General features: G+C 70.0%; 25 protein-coding genes. 2 read left to right on the top strand and 23 right to left on the bottom strand.

What is annotated here, in order from left to right:
* The first annotated feature begins 30 nt into the window (after nucleotides 1–30).
* Nucleotides 31–243 (top strand): hypothetical protein, encoded by a 213-nt coding sequence (locus ACOKM3_RS14230; protein WP_426900482.1) that lies wholly within the window; start codon nucleotides 31–33, stop codon nucleotides 241–243.
* Complete coding sequence (locus ACOKM3_RS14225; protein ID WP_426900480.1) at nucleotides 240–509, top strand: hypothetical protein; 270 nt, start codon at nucleotides 240–242, stop codon at nucleotides 507–509. Before ACOKM3_RS14230 ends, ACOKM3_RS14225 begins: the two co-directional genes overlap by 4 nt.
* A gap of 7 nt (nucleotides 510–516) precedes the next feature.
* Here ACOKM3_RS14225 and ACOKM3_RS14220 read toward each other — a convergent pair whose 3' ends face one another.
* The 23 genes from ACOKM3_RS14220 to ACOKM3_RS14110 form a co-directional block, all read right to left on the bottom strand.
* Nucleotides 517–702, bottom strand: a complete 186-nt coding sequence (locus tag ACOKM3_RS14220) for a hypothetical protein (protein ID WP_426900478.1) — start codon at nucleotides 700–702, stop codon at nucleotides 517–519.
* Nucleotides 703–945: 243 nt separating this feature from the next.
* Nucleotides 946–1,695, bottom strand: a complete 750-nt coding sequence (locus ACOKM3_RS14215) for a DUF3800 domain-containing protein (protein WP_426900476.1) — start codon at nucleotides 1,693–1,695, stop codon at nucleotides 946–948.
* Nucleotides 1,696–2,359: 664 nt separating this feature from the next.
* Nucleotides 2,360–2,707: a hypothetical protein gene (locus ACOKM3_RS14210; RefSeq protein WP_426900474.1), complete on the bottom strand. Its 348-nt coding sequence runs from the start codon at nucleotides 2,705–2,707 to the stop codon at nucleotides 2,360–2,362.
* Nucleotides 2,700–2,927: a hypothetical protein gene (locus ACOKM3_RS14205; RefSeq protein WP_426900472.1), complete on the bottom strand. Its 228-nt coding sequence runs from the start codon at nucleotides 2,925–2,927 to the stop codon at nucleotides 2,700–2,702. The genes ACOKM3_RS14210 and ACOKM3_RS14205 overlap by 8 nt, the downstream gene beginning before the upstream one ends.
* The gene (locus tag ACOKM3_RS14200) at nucleotides 2,924–3,274 is read right to left on the bottom strand and encodes a hypothetical protein (protein WP_426900470.1); all 351 of its coding nucleotides are present in this window, start codon (nucleotides 3,272–3,274) and stop codon (nucleotides 2,924–2,926) included. The genes ACOKM3_RS14205 and ACOKM3_RS14200 overlap by 4 nt, the downstream gene beginning before the upstream one ends.
* A 799-nt stretch (nucleotides 3,275–4,073) precedes the next feature.
* A complete protein-coding gene (locus tag ACOKM3_RS14195) occupies nucleotides 4,074–4,559 on the bottom strand; it encodes a hypothetical protein (RefSeq protein ID WP_426900468.1) in 486 nt (161 codons plus the stop codon).
* Nucleotides 4,556–4,780 (bottom strand): hypothetical protein, encoded by a 225-nt coding sequence (locus ACOKM3_RS14190; protein WP_426900466.1) that lies wholly within the window; start codon nucleotides 4,778–4,780, stop codon nucleotides 4,556–4,558. Before ACOKM3_RS14190 ends, ACOKM3_RS14195 begins: the two co-directional genes overlap by 4 nt.
* A 77-nt stretch (nucleotides 4,781–4,857) precedes the next feature.
* Complete coding sequence (locus ACOKM3_RS14185) at nucleotides 4,858–5,862, bottom strand: hypothetical protein (RefSeq protein WP_426900464.1); 1,005 nt, start codon at nucleotides 5,860–5,862, stop codon at nucleotides 4,858–4,860.
* A 69-nt stretch (nucleotides 5,863–5,931) separates the two neighbouring features.
* Nucleotides 5,932–6,324, bottom strand: a complete 393-nt coding sequence (locus tag ACOKM3_RS14180) for a hypothetical protein (RefSeq protein ID WP_426900462.1) — start codon at nucleotides 6,322–6,324, stop codon at nucleotides 5,932–5,934.
* A gap of 209 nt (nucleotides 6,325–6,533) precedes the next feature.
* Nucleotides 6,534–8,870 carry a hypothetical protein gene (locus tag ACOKM3_RS14175; protein WP_426900460.1) on the bottom strand — a complete coding sequence of 779 codons (2,337 nt, stop codon included), beginning with the start codon at nucleotides 8,868–8,870 and terminating at the stop codon, nucleotides 6,534–6,536.
* 132 nt (nucleotides 8,871–9,002) lie between these two features.
* On the bottom strand, nucleotides 9,003–9,332 hold the full coding sequence (locus tag ACOKM3_RS14170; RefSeq protein WP_426900459.1) for a hypothetical protein: 330 nt from the start codon (nucleotides 9,330–9,332) through the stop codon (nucleotides 9,003–9,005).
* Complete coding sequence (locus ACOKM3_RS14165; protein WP_426900457.1) at nucleotides 9,329–10,528, bottom strand: DUF2637 domain-containing protein; 1,200 nt, start codon at nucleotides 10,526–10,528, stop codon at nucleotides 9,329–9,331. Before ACOKM3_RS14165 ends, ACOKM3_RS14170 begins: the two co-directional genes overlap by 4 nt.
* Nucleotides 10,525–10,689 (bottom strand): hypothetical protein, encoded by a 165-nt coding sequence (locus tag ACOKM3_RS14160; protein WP_426900455.1) that lies wholly within the window; start codon nucleotides 10,687–10,689, stop codon nucleotides 10,525–10,527. The genes ACOKM3_RS14165 and ACOKM3_RS14160 overlap by 4 nt, the downstream gene beginning before the upstream one ends.
* A complete protein-coding gene (locus ACOKM3_RS14155; protein ID WP_426900454.1) occupies nucleotides 10,689–11,060 on the bottom strand; it encodes a hypothetical protein in 372 nt (123 codons plus the stop codon). Before ACOKM3_RS14155 ends, ACOKM3_RS14160 begins: the two co-directional genes overlap by 1 nt.
* On the bottom strand, nucleotides 11,057–11,329 hold the full coding sequence (locus ACOKM3_RS14150; RefSeq protein WP_426900452.1) for a hypothetical protein: 273 nt from the start codon (nucleotides 11,327–11,329) through the stop codon (nucleotides 11,057–11,059). The genes ACOKM3_RS14155 and ACOKM3_RS14150 overlap by 4 nt, the downstream gene beginning before the upstream one ends.
* Nucleotides 11,326–11,502, bottom strand: coding sequence for a hypothetical protein (locus tag ACOKM3_RS14145; protein ID WP_426900450.1), 177 nt, complete (start codon nucleotides 11,500–11,502; stop codon nucleotides 11,326–11,328). The genes ACOKM3_RS14150 and ACOKM3_RS14145 overlap by 4 nt, the downstream gene beginning before the upstream one ends.
* Before the next feature lie 78 nt (nucleotides 11,503–11,580).
* Nucleotides 11,581–11,811, bottom strand: coding sequence for a hypothetical protein (locus tag ACOKM3_RS14140; protein WP_426900448.1), 231 nt, complete (start codon nucleotides 11,809–11,811; stop codon nucleotides 11,581–11,583).
* Nucleotides 11,812–11,820: 9 nt separating this feature from the next.
* Entirely contained in the window at nucleotides 11,821–12,018 is a 198-nt protein-coding gene (locus ACOKM3_RS14135; protein ID WP_426900446.1) for a hypothetical protein, read from the bottom strand.
* A gap of 75 nt (nucleotides 12,019–12,093) precedes the next feature.
* On the bottom strand, nucleotides 12,094–12,300 hold the full coding sequence (locus ACOKM3_RS14130) for a hypothetical protein (RefSeq protein WP_426900444.1): 207 nt from the start codon (nucleotides 12,298–12,300) through the stop codon (nucleotides 12,094–12,096).
* Entirely contained in the window at nucleotides 12,297–12,464 is a 168-nt protein-coding gene (locus ACOKM3_RS14125; protein WP_426900442.1) for a hypothetical protein, read from the bottom strand. The genes ACOKM3_RS14130 and ACOKM3_RS14125 overlap by 4 nt, the downstream gene beginning before the upstream one ends.
* On the bottom strand, nucleotides 12,461–12,829 hold the full coding sequence (locus ACOKM3_RS14120) for a hypothetical protein (RefSeq protein WP_426900440.1): 369 nt from the start codon (nucleotides 12,827–12,829) through the stop codon (nucleotides 12,461–12,463). The genes ACOKM3_RS14125 and ACOKM3_RS14120 overlap by 4 nt, the downstream gene beginning before the upstream one ends.
* Before the next feature lie 138 nt (nucleotides 12,830–12,967).
* On the bottom strand, nucleotides 12,968–13,174 hold the full coding sequence (locus ACOKM3_RS14115) for a hypothetical protein (protein ID WP_426900438.1): 207 nt from the start codon (nucleotides 13,172–13,174) through the stop codon (nucleotides 12,968–12,970).
* Between the two features lie 36 nt (nucleotides 13,175–13,210).
* Entirely contained in the window at nucleotides 13,211–13,393 is a 183-nt protein-coding gene (locus ACOKM3_RS14110; protein ID WP_426900436.1) for a hypothetical protein, read from the bottom strand.
* Between the last annotated feature and the right edge of the window lie 35 nt (nucleotides 13,394–13,428).

Genomic DNA, 13,428 nt, shown 5'->3' with positions numbered 1-13,428 from the left:
CCCCGTCGAGCGGCGGCGCACCCTGGAGGTATGGCGAGCGCTCCGATAGTCGTGCACCCGCCGCTTGGTACGGGCGGCCGGCGGGTCACGGCGCGCGGGGAGATCCTCGGTCTGGCTCACTCCGATCACGACGTCGTGGAGTTCCTGCGGCGGGCCGGGCTGGAGGACGCGGAACGGCTGCTCGATGACCCGTCGTGGGTGAAGTGGCGGGGCGGACGCGCGCACCACTACGAGGCGGCATGATGGGCACGCCAGCGGCCGGATACGTCTACGTGTGGAAGCCCTCGCTGTTCCTCGTCTCGTCAGACGAGGTGCTGCGGGACGACCGCTGGCTTCGCATCAAGAGGCTCACGATCCGACGACACGGCGTGGTGATCAAGTTCTCGGACGGTGTGAAGGTCGAGGCAGCCCAGGGGGACCGCTGGTATACGCGCAGGCCTGCGCAATGGATCGCGCCGAACCACACGGGGACGATGCCTGGGATGCCGCCGGGGGCGGGCCGCCCGTAAGGCTGGGTTACTCGCGGGACGGCACCCTCGCCGAGAGGTTCCCGAGCAGGTAGCGCGCCAGCTCTGCGTCCGGCGTGCGTCCGTCGCGGACGTCGGCGAGCAGTCCCATCAGCTCGTGCGCGTCGTCGAGGGCGAGCACGGGGAGCAGTACGGCCGGCGGGCCTTCGGCTGTGGCGTCGTCATCAAGGTTCACGCCTCGACAACGCAATTCGGGCTCGTGCGTCACACTGCCTAGGCGCCGCCAACGAGTGAAATCACCAATCGTGATTGACCGGGATGCACGATCTAGGGGCGTACGGGGTAGTGTCGATGTAGACGCAGCAGGGTTGCGGAGCCCCTTGGAGGGTTGCCGGGATCAGGTCGGAACCAGGCAACTGGATCCTCCGCCGAAAGGCGGCAGTGGCCCCCGGAGCCCCCCAAGGGGCTTTGCTGTGCTTTAGGGCACCCGCATCTTGCGCCACCAGCACCTGCCTGTCATGAACGTCTTGTCGCCCATGACCTTGACCCCGTAGCCGAGTAGAGAGCCTCCACGTCGATACAGCTGGTGCTTACAGAGCAGGAGGTTCTCGGCGCACCGTTCATCGTCCATGGCGCCGCGCAGGGCCGCGTTGAGCAAGCCGGCATGGATATCGGCGAGTTGGATTCCGTCCCAGTCCGTTCCGGTCCAAGTGGGTGGCCACTTGATGTGCTCCCATGGGACGCCCCAGGTCTCAACGAACCCCTGACGGACGAAGTTCAGGTACGCCTCGGTATCTGAGTGGTTCATGCCCTTCACAGAGCCGAGTCGCACCACTGCGAACCTCGGCCCGCCGTCCCATGCCTTCGCAGCGTGCGCGACCCGTTCTAGTAGGAGCCGGGTTGTGTAGTTGTAGAAGCGGACGCCATCGGACATCCCGGCGAAGTTCCGGGCGGACCTCTTTGGGACGACAACGTGGATGACTTTGGCCGAGGGCATCAGCGCGAGCGACCGGGCGGCCCGCAGTCTTCGGTCTGCATGCTTGGCCTTGAAGTGATCAACCCAGTGGAGTGGGGTGTTCGTGTCTGGCCGACTGGTGTGGATGAGTGCCCGAAGGCCCCCAGCCGTCGTGCGCACGTTCCAGTCGTCCTCACTGGGCACCATGAGTGCGGTCATGGCGAAGAAGTCCGACGCGTTGGGTCCGACGCCCCGGTCCCCGGTCTCGTCCACATAGACGCTAAGTCGAGGTAGGGCGCCCATGCCTTGGGGGGTGGGCGAAGCTGAGGTCACGACCGGAACCGCCCATCGAATGCGGGCGCGTGCGCGCTACTGTTGCAAGGCACCACGGGAGGCAGGATCTCCTCTGGTCTTGCCCCTGCCGGAGTCCAGTCTGGCGGGGGCATTTTGCGGTTGTTGACCGTCCGTCAGACCCCAGCGGCACGTCCGGTAACGCAACGTTACACCCGATAGTCGACATACCTCGTCCCTCTTTTGGCCTCACCGGCAGCTCCATCGCCTTCATGCGGCGAGCAACCCGGACTCTGTCCAGATCCGTCCGCAGCCCTCGCGGTGCGCGACCGGGGCGCGGCCTTCGCTGCCGTGCATGGTGATCTCCCCGCCACACGAGTGCCGTTGGGTAATCACCCGCTGCTGCGCCGCGATGCAGAGGGTGTGCTCGACGGGCTCGTCGGCGCCGCTCGGTGTGCGGCCATCGCTTCGGGGCGACCAAGTCGGTTTGGGCGAGCGCGGCCTGACGTTGGCGGTCCTGGTGCACGCGGTGTGCGCGGCCTCGACGGGCGCATCGTGCCGAGGATCAGATGTTTGCCACCGGCCCGAAACGCAGAAAGGCCCCGCACCCGAGTTGGGTGCGGGGCCTCAGTTCCTGCATGCCCGCTCAGGGGCATTGGTCGACGTCGCGGCGCTCCGAGCACGTGATCGGCGTACGGCAGTCGGCACAGGCCCGCCACGCGCGCTCCGAGGGGCATGGCGCGAGCGTGGCCGCGGGCTCGTGGGGGCGGCGCTGCCGCCATACCGCCTCGCTGCCGGGGGCGAGGGCCATGTCCCGGCCGTGCTCGCCCTGGACGATGATGCGGACCCGGTCGAAGTCGAGCGCGCACCAGTCGACGACGGGACGGGGCTCGCCCCAGTAGTCCACGCGGTCGCCGATGGCGAGGGCGTCGAATTGGGTCCTCACCGTGCACGACGGGTCGAACGGCTTCTTCGCGTAAGGGGATTCAGGCACCTGCGTTCCTCTCGTACTCCTCGACGTCGCCGCCCGGGTCGTCGGGGTCCCAGCCGGACGCGTCCGCGCCGGACTGCTCGACCTCGAACGTCATGGCCTGCTGCTCGCGGCGCTCCTCGGCGCGCGCGGCGAGGTAGGTCTTGAACTCCTCGACGACCGCGCGGTCCCCGTCGGTCATCTGGTGGTGCGGGTTGCTGCCGCACGGCGGGCCGACGCTCATCGGGCGGTCTCCTCGTCGTCGAGCTGCGCGCCCATCGGTGACGTCGCGTTGTGCATGCGCTGCACGGCGTCGGTGAGCGCGGAGGCCGCGGCGAGGGCGTCGTCGCGTGCGGCGACGAGCTGCGCGAGCTTCCAGTCGGGGTCTCCGCCGCCGTCGATGCGGAGTCGGCCGGCCTCGTGGGTGTGCACCACGGGCCGCATCGTCTGGCGGAGCGCCTGGTCGAGCATCCCGACCATGCGCGACAGGCTCCCGAGCGCGTCGTAGGCGTCGGACGGGAACTCCCAACCTTCGCCGATCGGGCGGGAGTAGTGGTTGAACACGCGGACGCTGTCGGCTGCGTCAGCCATGCGCTTCGCCGGGGCGGTCATTGGGTCGTCTCCTCGGTCGAGGGGTGAAGGTGAGAGCAGTAGATGCAGTGGTCTCCGGCCCGTGTCGGGATCATCCGGCCCGAGCAGCGCGCGCATTCGCCGCGCTCGTCGACGGGGTGCCCTAACCGGCAGGCGGGGCAGGTGTGGCCGGGGCCAGGGGCATGGGCCTCGAAGCCGGAAGCCCAGCCGAGGCCGCTGATGTAGTCCTCGAACTCGACGCCCTCGGGGAGGTCGTCAGGCTCCAGTGCTACGGCGAGACAGGGCGCGCGGTCGCAGGTAACGGCAGTGCGAATCAATGGGGGCTCTCCTCGACGGTGGGTCAGGGGCAGGTGAGTACAAGTGAGTTCAGGTACAGCCCCTGTTGCGGCCCCTGCACGGGCAGTTCACGCACTGCGCGCAGTCCTCGTTCCACTTCAGGTGGCGGTGCGCCTTCCGGTCGTGGGCGTGGTTCCAGCACCGCGGGCACTCGCCGCTGGGCGGCCGGTTCGGGTCGGGCATGGCTCCTCCGTTTCACGCGGTTGAGGGTTTCGGCCGGCGTCCGGGAGCAGGCGGTGGGCCCGGACGCGGCAGGGACGAGGTCAAGGCAGGTGCACGAGGAGAACTCGGCGGGCCAGCGCTCGCGTATTCGGCAGGGACCGCGGGCACGAGGGCGACGACGGCACGGTGATGGTGCCGCCGCTCGGCCCTGTCACGCGGTGGTGCCCGGATCTGGAGCGTCGGACCGTGCAGCCTGCGCGCTCCAACCGCTTCAGCAGGGCCCGAACGTCGCTGCGGCTGCTCATGAGTTGCCCGACTTCCACGCGATGCCGCGGATCGTCTTGCGGGTGACCGAGGCGCCGCGCAGGTCCGTCACGTTCGTGACCCGCTTGGGGCCCTGCTTGGCGCGGAACTTGGACACCAGGGCGACCGACGCCCCGGCGGCCACGATGCAGACCGCCGCTGTCGGTGTCGCCGACTGCATGGCGGCGCCCACGCCCTCGCCGATCATCCACACACCGCCGCCGACGGGCAGCGAGGCGAGCGCGATCCCCTTGGCGACCGCGGGCATCGGCTCGGACGGCCGCGCGACCGGCGCCGGTTCACAGTGCGGGTCGAACTGTGTGGACTGGTACTCGCGCAGGCGGCGCGCGTCCTCAGCGTGCCGGGCGAGCAGCGCCTCGACGGCGGGTGTCGCGGACGGCTTCGCGGCGGGGACGGGTACGCGGTCGTCGGCGTAGGCGGACTCGATCAGGCGGCGGGCTTCACTGGTGTCGCTGCTGCTCACTTGGAGACTCCGTTCACGATGCCGGACGCGGCCTGGGTGGTGCTGGTGAGGGCGCCTTGCAGAAGGTCGATGAGGTCGCTGCCCCATGGGGTTGCGGCGAGAGCGACCCAGAACAGGGAGACGGCCGCGAAATGGACGAGCTTGAATGCGGCCGACCTCCAGATCCAGAGGGCGACGAACGCCGCGGTGAGGAGGAACACGGCGGTACTGGTGAGGGTCATGGCGGGGGTTCCTTCGAGCTGGTGCGGGCATGGGGGAGGGCCGCCCCGGGAGTGGGGGCGGCCCTCGGAGGAGGCGTTCAGTCCCGGCGCTGGGCGCTGCGGGTGTTGTCGACGTCCTGGATGGAGCCGTTGTTTCGCCCGTGGACGTGGACGTTTGACCCCGAGCCCGTACGGCCGGGCGTCATGGACTCGCGTGCCTCGCGAACCGTGGTGGCGACCATCGCCGTCACCGCGGCCTGCTCCTTGGCGGACAGTCCGGTGACGGACACGTGCGAGGTCCCGCCGCCGGACACGGACTGCGTGACGTTCGTGATGCCGGATCCCTGCACGTTTTGCAGGCCGGTCGTCACCTTGGACGGGCGCGGGAAGTGGTCCGGGGCCGCCTTGCGGTACTCGCGCAGCGGCGGCGTCTTGGGGGCGGCCTTTGCCTGCACCGCGGCATCGCGCGCGGCCCCGGACTGGCGCTCCGGCGGCGCGGCAGGCACGCCGCCCGCCTGCATCGTCCACGCGGTCCGCACTCCGGCGGCGACTGGACGGTACGCCTGGTTCTTGGCGGCCTTCACGGCCTTTCGGCCAGCCTCGCGGGTGGGCGCCTTGATGCGGGTCTCGACCTGCCGTTTTAGCGGCTTTGTCACCTTGGCGCGTACCTGCGCCTTGACCCGCTTCCTCGCCTCGCTCTTGGCACGCTTGCCGAGGTACTTCCCGGCCTCGGTGAGTTCCTTCACGTGGTCGATCGGGGGCGGGGCCTCCTCGCCGAAGCCGCGGTCGACGAGCTGTTGCCCGTCCGGGTCCGTCTGCCCGGCGCGGTGGCGGCAATAGTGCTCCCAGTCGAGGGCCGCGATCCGGGCCTCGACCCAGACGGCGCCGCAGGGGCATTCGATCTCGGGCATGAAGTCGGCGCCGACCTGGAAGGCGATGCGCATGCCCGTGTCTCCGCCGCAGACTGGGCAGGCGAGCACGGTTAAGACGGGCGGCCGGTCGGGGTTCTGTTCGTCCTCGACGAGGAGGCGGAAGCGGCGCTCGCACTGGACGTTGAGGGCTCCGGTGTCGGGGGACAGCCCTCGCCATTCGCTGAGAGGCATTGCAGCTCCTTCGGGCATGGGAAAGGGCCGCCCCGAGCGGTACGGGACGGCCCTTCGGTGGTGTGGCGGTCAGGCGCGAATGCCGCCCGGAACGGTCGGATCGAAACGGCCGGCGCGCATCGCCTCGATGTAGAGGAGCACTGTCGAGAACGTGGCCGCGCCGTACGTGATGAGCCAGGACGGGGACGGGTCTTCGTCGGCGGGCTTGTCAGGGAACGTGCTCACGATCAACTGGTAAAGGTCGGCGTGCCTTTGCTTGGCGTCGCCCGCTTCCTTCGGGTGGGCGTCGGCCCATGCCGTGATGAGATCGAAGGCGAACTCGTTGGCGCAGGTGAGCCCGTACACGTTCCATCCCTCGATGCTGTCGCCGGGGTTGTAGCCGACGGCTTCGCGGACCCCGTCAAGGCATTCGTTGTAGAGGTGGTCGAGGCGGTCGTGGAACTTGTCCAGCTTGGTGGGCACGGTTCTCCTCGCGGTGATCGTTTTGAGTTGGTTTGTCGTTGTGGTCGGCGATGCGGGCCGATGCGTATGCGCAGGTCAGGCGATGCGGGGTTGATGCGGGACGGGGCCCGGGTGATGCGGGAAACTCGCATCACCCGGCAGTGCTCCCACATGGCGCTCGCATCGCCTGACCTGCGGTTCCGCATCGCTCCGCATCACCTCCGCATCGGCTATTCCGGGGCAAACCCCGCAGCTTCGCGGACGTCGGCGAGACGGTAGCCACGCCCTCGAACGGAACCGGTGGAGCCGTTGCCCTCGACGCGGGACAGCGTGCGGCCGGTGCCGTCGAGGGCTTCGCTCACTGCCTCCCCAAGGCGGCGCCCGCCGACACGACCGAGGTTGGCGGTGTTGCCCTCCTCGACGTTCAGTGCCGCGTACGACCACTGGTCGGGGTCGAGGACAGCGAGGACGTTGAGGATCTCGGCGGTGTGCAGGTGCTCGGGGTTCCCGTACTTGGCGAACGCGTCAAGGATCAGCGCGAGGATGCCGTCGACCGCGGGCTCGTCCGCGCCGTTCGCGGGGCTGGGACGGCCGAAGCCTCCCTCACCGCCCGCCACCGACGTAAGGCCGGTCGTCTGGGTAAGAAGCTCCTCGATCTCGTCCTTGAACTGGCCCGGCGCGCGCCCCAGTTCGGAGCGGAGTTCGTATCCGGCCTGGATGATCGGCTCGGCCCCGTCGTACTTGTCGTCCTCGATGAAGCACGAGCGGATGATGTCGCCGTCGTGTCCGTCGATGTCGACGATCGCGCCGCCCTTGATGCTTTTCGGGATCTCGTGCGCGACCATGCCCGCGCCGGTGGCTCCTTCCTTCAGGATCGCGTTCGTCTGCGTCGGCGACGTGGTGCGTGTCGCCACGCGGGCCCCGGTGTTGGACTTGAAGCCGCGGGGCACCGTGTTCGCGTCCGGGTCCTGAGTCGAGACCAGGATCGAGATGTTGAGCGCGGCCACGAACCCGGCGAGTGCATCGAGCAGGTCACCGATCCGCTTACCGGCCTTCATCATCTTGGGCTTTGCCGGGTCGTCGGACTCGGGGTCGACAACCAGGATGTTGGAGGCCGCGTACTGCTTGTACTCGTCGATGATGACGACCTCCAGCGGGAACTCATCGAGGTCACGCTCGGAGGCCTTGGCCTTCTTGCGGTCGGTGAGGATGTCCTCGCGGCGCTGCCCCTCCGCGTAGAGGATTTCCAGGAACTCGATCAGGCGCAGCGGGTCGCGGCCGAAGAACGTCGAGCAGACGGGCGCGTACCCGGCGTGCTCGCCCGGCTTCGCCCCGGCGATGAGGCGGATGTTGACGTGCGGGTCCAGGGCGAGGCCGCAGATCAGGTTCCGCAGCAACATGCCCTTGCCCGTACGGGAGGCACCGCCGAGGAGCGCGAGGACGTGCCCGAGCTTGAGGTAGACGGGCTCACCGCGCCGGTTGTAGCCGACGAGGATGCCCCGGCCGAACGCGTCGGTCTGCACCGGCTTGTTGACGAGCGGGGACACGAACAGCTTCCCGAACGGGTCGATCGTCGACACCCACAGCGTGAACTCGTCACCGCGGCCGGTGTCGGAGTCGATGACGTCGACCTGGTAGACCGGGACGCCGAACGCGGACGCGAGGTCATCGAGCTTGGCGCGCACCGTCTTGACGTTCGGGCCTCCCTTGAGGCGCACCGGCATGACCCACGCGTTGCTGTCGAGCGCCGGGGGAAGCCGTAGTTCGATCTGCTGCTCGCCCTTGAGGATGCCGGCCTCGCGGAACGCCTTGTCGAGTACATCGGCGTTCGGCGTGATGCCGTCGCCGAGCTTGCCGTCGCCGGTCGGGTTGTAGGTCTCGCCCGCGTCGGTCTTGCGTCCGATCAGGGCGAGGCCGCCGAGGGTGAGCGCGGTCGCGGCCAGGCCGCCCGGCATGCCGGATGTGATCAGGCCCGCGGACTCGATGCCCGCGACGGGTGCGAGGACGCTCGCGGCGCGGGCTACGCGCTTCTTGCGGCCCTTGCCGCGCACCTTGTCGTACGCGGTCTGCATGATCTGCTGTTCTTGCCACGCCTTCTTGGCCGCGGCTTCGGCCTGCGCGCGGGTCTCCTTGCGCTGGAACGTCTTCTTGGCCTGCTTGGAGGCGGCTTCGTGGGCAGCGAGGCTTTTCTCGAACTCCTTCTTCGCGGCGATGACCGCGGCGCCGTCCGTGCCACGCACCCATGTGTGGACGCGGGCGATGCCGCGCCCGATCTGCCGGTGGTGACCGTGCTCGGTCTTCTGGCGGCGCGCCCAGCGGCGGAACGAACGGACGCGGTTGATCCCGGCGACCTTGCCGCGGGCCTTCCATCCGCCCGTGGTCTTGACCCAGGCGGGGGTGAGCGGGGTTGCGCCGTGGAGGTCGTCGGCAACGGCAGGCATGTCCGGGGTGGGCTCGACGACGGTGCCGGTGATGGTGCGGGCCGGGGTGGGCGCCGGGGCAGCCGCACCGGGGAAGAGCTGGTGGACGGTGGCGAGGTCGCCGTGGTTCACGGGCTGCTCGGACATGATGGGTGGCGTCCCTTTCTGGGCATGGGGAAGGGCCCCCGGAGTCGTGCTCGTTCCGGGGGCCCTGCGGGGTGTGGGAGTCTTGGCGTGAGACCCCGGCGTTACGACCGCCGGGGTCTCACCTGTTGGGGGTCACAGCTCGAAGAGCGCGGACTCGGCGGCCTGCTCGGCTCGCTGCTTTTCCCGCTCCTGCTTGTGGGTCTTGGTGCGGCGGGTGGCGCACGCTCGGCACAGGGCGACCAGGTCGTCCGGGCCGAGCGTCACGGCCTCGTGCGCGGGGGTGTCGGGGTCGCGGGGGAGGGCGATCAACGGTTTCCGGTACTCGGCCGAGGTGTCGCAGCAGCCGTAGGCGTGGCGTCCACCGCACGTGATGCTCCCGCCGCACTGGCAGGACCATCCGGCGCGGCGCATCACCTCGGCGTAGGCGCCGTTCGGGTCGGCGATGGGCGGCCGGTGGTTCATGACGTGCCCTCCTGCTCGATGACCGCGTCGCGGACGCGCTTCGCGTACGCGGCGCTCTTGCCGAGGAGCTTGCGGACGGCCGGGGTGGAGAACTGCGTGGGGCTCGCGGTGTACAGCTTCCGCGCGGCCTTCAGGTCGCTCGTGTCGAGCGGCTCTGTGTCACCCTTGTGGGCCCTGTCGCGAACCGGCTCCTTCTCAATACCCGCAAGGGCTGTAGCGCCCTCGGAGGGGCCACCAGAGGGCTTCCTCGGAGCGACCTTCGCGGACCCTCCGGAGCCCTCGTCGAGGACCTCGTCGAGCCAGTCGTCGACGCCCGCCCGGAAGTCCCGGCGAAGGCTCACCGCCGACAGCGACTCGGCGACCGCCTCGGCCTTCTGGAAGCGCTCGACGACGTCCGCTGTGCGGGCGATCGGCATCGCGTGCTCGTCGAGCCACGCCTCCTTCCACGCCTCCTCCTCGGTGATGGTGCCGAGGGGATACGCGGCGAGGATCGCGTCACAGCGCTTGGCGACCTTGGGGAACTTCTTCCGGCGCGCCTTGCAATGCTTCGCGCGCTCCTTCTCGGCAGCGCGCTCCGCCTTCGTCTTCCGGGTGCGGTTGGCGGTGGCGACCACCCACCACAGGCCGACGCCGACGAGCGAACCGACGGCGAACAGCACGGCGCGGACCCCCGCGCCGGGTGTGGCCTCGCTGATGTGCCCGAACGCGTTGATCCCGGCCGCGAGGAGCGCCGACACCCACGTGAACGCCATCAGGCGACCGGACGGCTTCCCGGCCGTCATGGCGCGAGTGGTGAGGATCATCAACGCGAGCGTCAGACCCTCGGCCATGACCGGCACGAGCGGACTGTAGGCGCCCATACCCATGGCGGCGGCAGCATCCATCTGCCCGCCCCACGCGAGGATCATCGACGCGATGACGGGGAGGGCGCCGGGCACGGTCGTGTGAGCGGTGACCGTGCCGATGAGGCGCTTGCGGGCGGCCTTCCGCTCGGCCTTGCGCTGCTCCTTGCGGCGCCGCTCGTCGGCGGCCTGCTTGTCCGCGCGCTTCCGGTCGGCTTCCTGCTGCTCCCGCCGCTGCTTGTCCTTCAGCTCGGCCGCCTTCAGCTTGTACTCGCGGTCGGCGTTCCGGTCCTCGCGGGCGATGTCGGCGTTGAGGCGCTTGTTCTCGCGAGCCTGCTCCTGCCAGGTGCTCACTTGCCGTTCTCCTTCTCGGTCTTGGCCTCGCTCCAGCAGGGGGAGCAGAGACGTTCCGGCTTGGTCGTCCGCCCGGCCTGGTCAACGGCGGGGTGGGTGTAGGTCCAGGTGGCGTGCCCGCACCGGGTGCATCGGTCGTGGTGCTCGGTGTACTCGTGCATCAGCCGCTCTCCCCGTCGGTGCGGTGGGGCTGCTGGGGGATTCGCCCGGTGACGAGCTCTTCCAGGGAATCGGCGAGCTTGTGGGCCAGCTCGGTGTCCGCCTTGTCGGGGACGGCGTCGGCGAGTTGCGCGGTCAGCGCCTCGGTCTTGGCTTCGGCGTGGTCGGCGCGTGCGGACTCGATCTCGATGAGGAGCTCGGCCGCAGCGATTCGGCCGGCCGCGACGTCGTAGGCGACGCGGGCGGCGTCGGCGCGCTTGCCCTCGGCCTCGTACCGGGCGTGCCAGTCCTCGGCCTCGGCGGCGTAGGTGAGGGCGGCGGTCTCGGCCTCGGCGAGGCGGGCGCGGGTGACGAACGGCAGGCGGAACATCATGCGGGAACCCCGATCTTGGCGTGGCGCTGGTTGGAGTAGGCGACGGCCGCGACGATCACGCGCCGGGCGAGGAGCGCGACTGCGGCCACGGTGGCGATCGAGGCGACGGCGGTCGCGATGATGACGACGGCGAGGGCGGTCGCGCCGATGACGACGGCGAGCAGCACCACCACGGGGACGATCACAGCGGGGTGTAAGCCGTCGAGGCGTTGCAGGAACTCGCCCACGTAGGTGCGGGCGCGGGCGAGGAAGGCGTCGAGGCGGTTCACTGGTCGCCCTCCTTGGTGCGGTCGGCGAGGCCCGCGTACAGGAGGTCGAGCGGGCATCCGGTGGTCTCGGAGTACTCAACGAGCGCGAGGCGGTCAGCCTCGCTGATCGCCTCGGCGAGTTCGCGGCGGGCCTGCTCGGCGGTGGGGGTGGGGGATGATGTCTGCACGTCCATGGATGGGTCTCCTTCGGGAGATGCCGAAGGGCCGCCCCGTCGGTGGGGGCGGCCCTTCTTTCTTCGGCGGTGTTGGCGCTAGGCGGCCGTGGGGGCGTCGCTGCGGGCGCGCAGGGCGTCGAGGACGGCCGGTGCGTCGGAGTGCTGCCAGATGGTCGTGTGCGCCGTCTGCTCGTGGACCGTCTCCAGGAGGCGGCGGGCGGCGCGTACGTCGTCAGCGACGTCCTGCTCTATCGCCCACTCGGCGGCCTCTAAGGCGAGGGTGAGCACGTGGTCGAGGTCGTCGGCGTCGAGGCGGAGAGCCAGCATCAGGCGCCCCTACGCGTTGGCGGTGATGAAGCGGACCTGGGCGGTGGGGATGTTGACGGTGTCGCCGCCCGCGAAGTGGACGTGTACCCAGTCGCCGTCGGCGACGTACGACGTCACGGGCGTCTCGGGAAGGTGGTTGGTGTGGAAGCAGACCTCGCCCTCTCGGAAGACGGCGAACGTGGTGACGATGGCGAACTCGGAGGTCATGGCGGGTCGTTCCTCTCGCTGGTCGGGTGGGCCCCTGCGCCGCGGCTGGTGACGCAGGGGCCCGGCATGTGGGGGTTAGCGGCGCTGCTGGTGGCGCTTGAACTTCTGGGCCGCGGACGCGTAGGTGACGGCCGACAGCGCGAAGCCGAGGCCGACGTAGGCGAGCCAGTCGACGTCGAGGGCCAGGGAGCCGACGAACGCTAGGAGCGCGGCCGTGGCGGTGAACTTCAGGTCGCTCGCGAAGATGTTCTTCGCCGGGGCGGGGGCGGGCTGCTGGTTCATCGGGTGGTCCCTTCGAAGAGGCGGCGGCGTCGAGCGCGCGCGGCCAGTACGGCCTGATGAATGGCGTCCGGGTCGAGCGGACGGCGTATGCCGTCGGGCTCGATGCGGTACAGGGCGACGGGGCGCCCGGCCTTGATGCGGCCGGACGCGAACGCGCGGGTCACGCGGCGAGCCCGATTGCGTGGTTGCGGTGCGCGCCGACGAGCGCGTTGCGGGCCTCCGCGTACCGCGGCTTGCGCGGCTTGTAGAGGGCGGCGGCTCGGGCGACCTCAGCCCGGCTGTAGCGGGTGCAGGCGCGGGCCTTGGCCTTCCCGGCGTACGAGACGCCCGGCATGCCGTCGCAGGCGGCCTTGGCGGCGTTGCGGCGGAGCGAACTGGCGACGGTGCGGGCCTCGCGGATCGGGAGGCCGGCCGCGACCGCGTGTGTGGCCATGCTCGCGACGCCGCGGCGGCGGATCCTCGCGGCGGCACGGTGGGTGCGGGTGCGGTCCCGGACGATGCGGCGGGCCTTGGTCGTGCGATCCTTCATCTGCTTCTCTCCTGCTGATCTCAGGTGGGAATGCGAAGGCCCCGGCCGGTGTGTGAGAGCCCGGTCGGGGCCGTTTCGTGCGCCGAGCGGCACAAGACCCTCGCCGCACGGTGTCGGCGGGGATGTTGCGGGCTCGGATCAGCGGGGCGTGAACGTGTACCGGTAGTCCCAGCCGTCCGCGCGCTCGTTGAAGGTGGCGCCAGTGCGGGCGGCGGAAGGGTCGGTGCGGCGAGCCTCGACCCAAGCGAGTTCGCTGGCGGCGAGAGCACTGGTCTTAGCCGCGGCGTGGACGGTGACGGTGAAGCTGCCGTCGTTGTGGTGCTCGGTGGTGGTGTGGGTGCGCACGGGCGGTCCTTCCGGGCGGGGATGTTGCGGGCTCGGTCAGCGGTCGCGGCGAGCGGCCACGGTGGCCGAGATCGCGAACCAGATGACGGCGGCAGCTCCGGAAAAGGCGCCCCGCACCGCGTTGCCGTGGGTGAAGGCGATGGTGGAGGCGATCGCCGACATGATCGCGGCGGCGATGTAGAGAACGTGGTTGAACTTGCGGCGGTTGTCGTTGGCCATGGCGGGCTCCCTTGGTGGTCGGTGGGGTGGTGCGT

This window comes from Streptomyces nidicola, assembly GCF_050106155.1.
Lineage (GTDB): Bacteria > Actinomycetota > Actinomycetes > Streptomycetales > Streptomycetaceae > Streptomyces.
Note: the sequence above shows the minus strand (reverse complement) of the source record. Positions and strands in the feature narration are given on the sequence as shown.

What these genes read in the sequence shown, in the direction of transcription:
- ACOKM3_RS14230 (WP_426900482.1), top strand. Translation starts at nt 31, where the DNA reads ATGGCGAGCGCTCCGATAGTCGTGCACCCGCCGCTTGGTACGGGCGGC.
- ACOKM3_RS14225 (WP_426900480.1), top strand. Translation starts at nt 240, where the DNA reads ATGATGGGCACGCCAGCGGCCGGATACGTCTACGTGTGGAAGCCCTCG.
- ACOKM3_RS14205 (WP_426900472.1), bottom strand. Translation starts at nt 2,927, where the DNA reads ATGAGCGTCGGCCCGCCGTGCGGCAGCAACCCGCACCACCAGATGACC.
- ACOKM3_RS14200 (WP_426900470.1), bottom strand. Translation starts at nt 3,274, where the DNA reads ATGGCTGACGCAGCCGACAGCGTCCGCGTGTTCAACCACTACTCCCGC.
- ACOKM3_RS14190 (WP_426900466.1), bottom strand. Translation starts at nt 4,780, where the DNA reads ATGACCCTCACCAGTACCGCCGTGTTCCTCCTCACCGCGGCGTTCGTC.
- ACOKM3_RS14185 (WP_426900464.1), bottom strand. Translation starts at nt 5,862, where the DNA reads ATGCCTCTCAGCGAATGGCGAGGGCTGTCCCCCGACACCGGAGCCCTC.
- ACOKM3_RS14175 (WP_426900460.1), bottom strand. Translation starts at nt 8,870, where the DNA reads ATGTCCGAGCAGCCCGTGAACCACGGCGACCTCGCCACCGTCCACCAG.
- ACOKM3_RS14170 (WP_426900459.1), bottom strand. Translation starts at nt 9,332, where the DNA reads ATGAACCACCGGCCGCCCATCGCCGACCCGAACGGCGCCTACGCCGAG.
- ACOKM3_RS14160 (WP_426900455.1), bottom strand. Translation starts at nt 10,689, where the DNA reads ATGCACGAGTACACCGAGCACCACGACCGATGCACCCGGTGCGGGCAC.
- ACOKM3_RS14155 (WP_426900454.1), bottom strand. Translation starts at nt 11,060, where the DNA reads ATGATGTTCCGCCTGCCGTTCGTCACCCGCGCCCGCCTCGCCGAGGCC.
- ACOKM3_RS14145 (WP_426900450.1), bottom strand. Translation starts at nt 11,502, where the DNA reads ATGGACGTGCAGACATCATCCCCCACCCCCACCGCCGAGCAGGCCCGC.
- ACOKM3_RS14140 (WP_426900448.1), bottom strand. Translation starts at nt 11,811, where the DNA reads ATGCTGGCTCTCCGCCTCGACGCCGACGACCTCGACCACGTGCTCACC.
- ACOKM3_RS14135 (WP_426900446.1), bottom strand. Translation starts at nt 12,018, where the DNA reads ATGACCTCCGAGTTCGCCATCGTCACCACGTTCGCCGTCTTCCGAGAG.
- ACOKM3_RS14130 (WP_426900444.1), bottom strand. Translation starts at nt 12,300, where the DNA reads ATGAACCAGCAGCCCGCCCCCGCCCCGGCGAAGAACATCTTCGCGAGC.
- ACOKM3_RS14120 (WP_426900440.1), bottom strand. Translation starts at nt 12,829, where the DNA reads ATGAAGGATCGCACGACCAAGGCCCGCCGCATCGTCCGGGACCGCACC.
- ACOKM3_RS14110 (WP_426900436.1), bottom strand. Translation starts at nt 13,393, where the DNA reads ATGGCCAACGACAACCGCCGCAAGTTCAACCACGTTCTCTACATCGCC.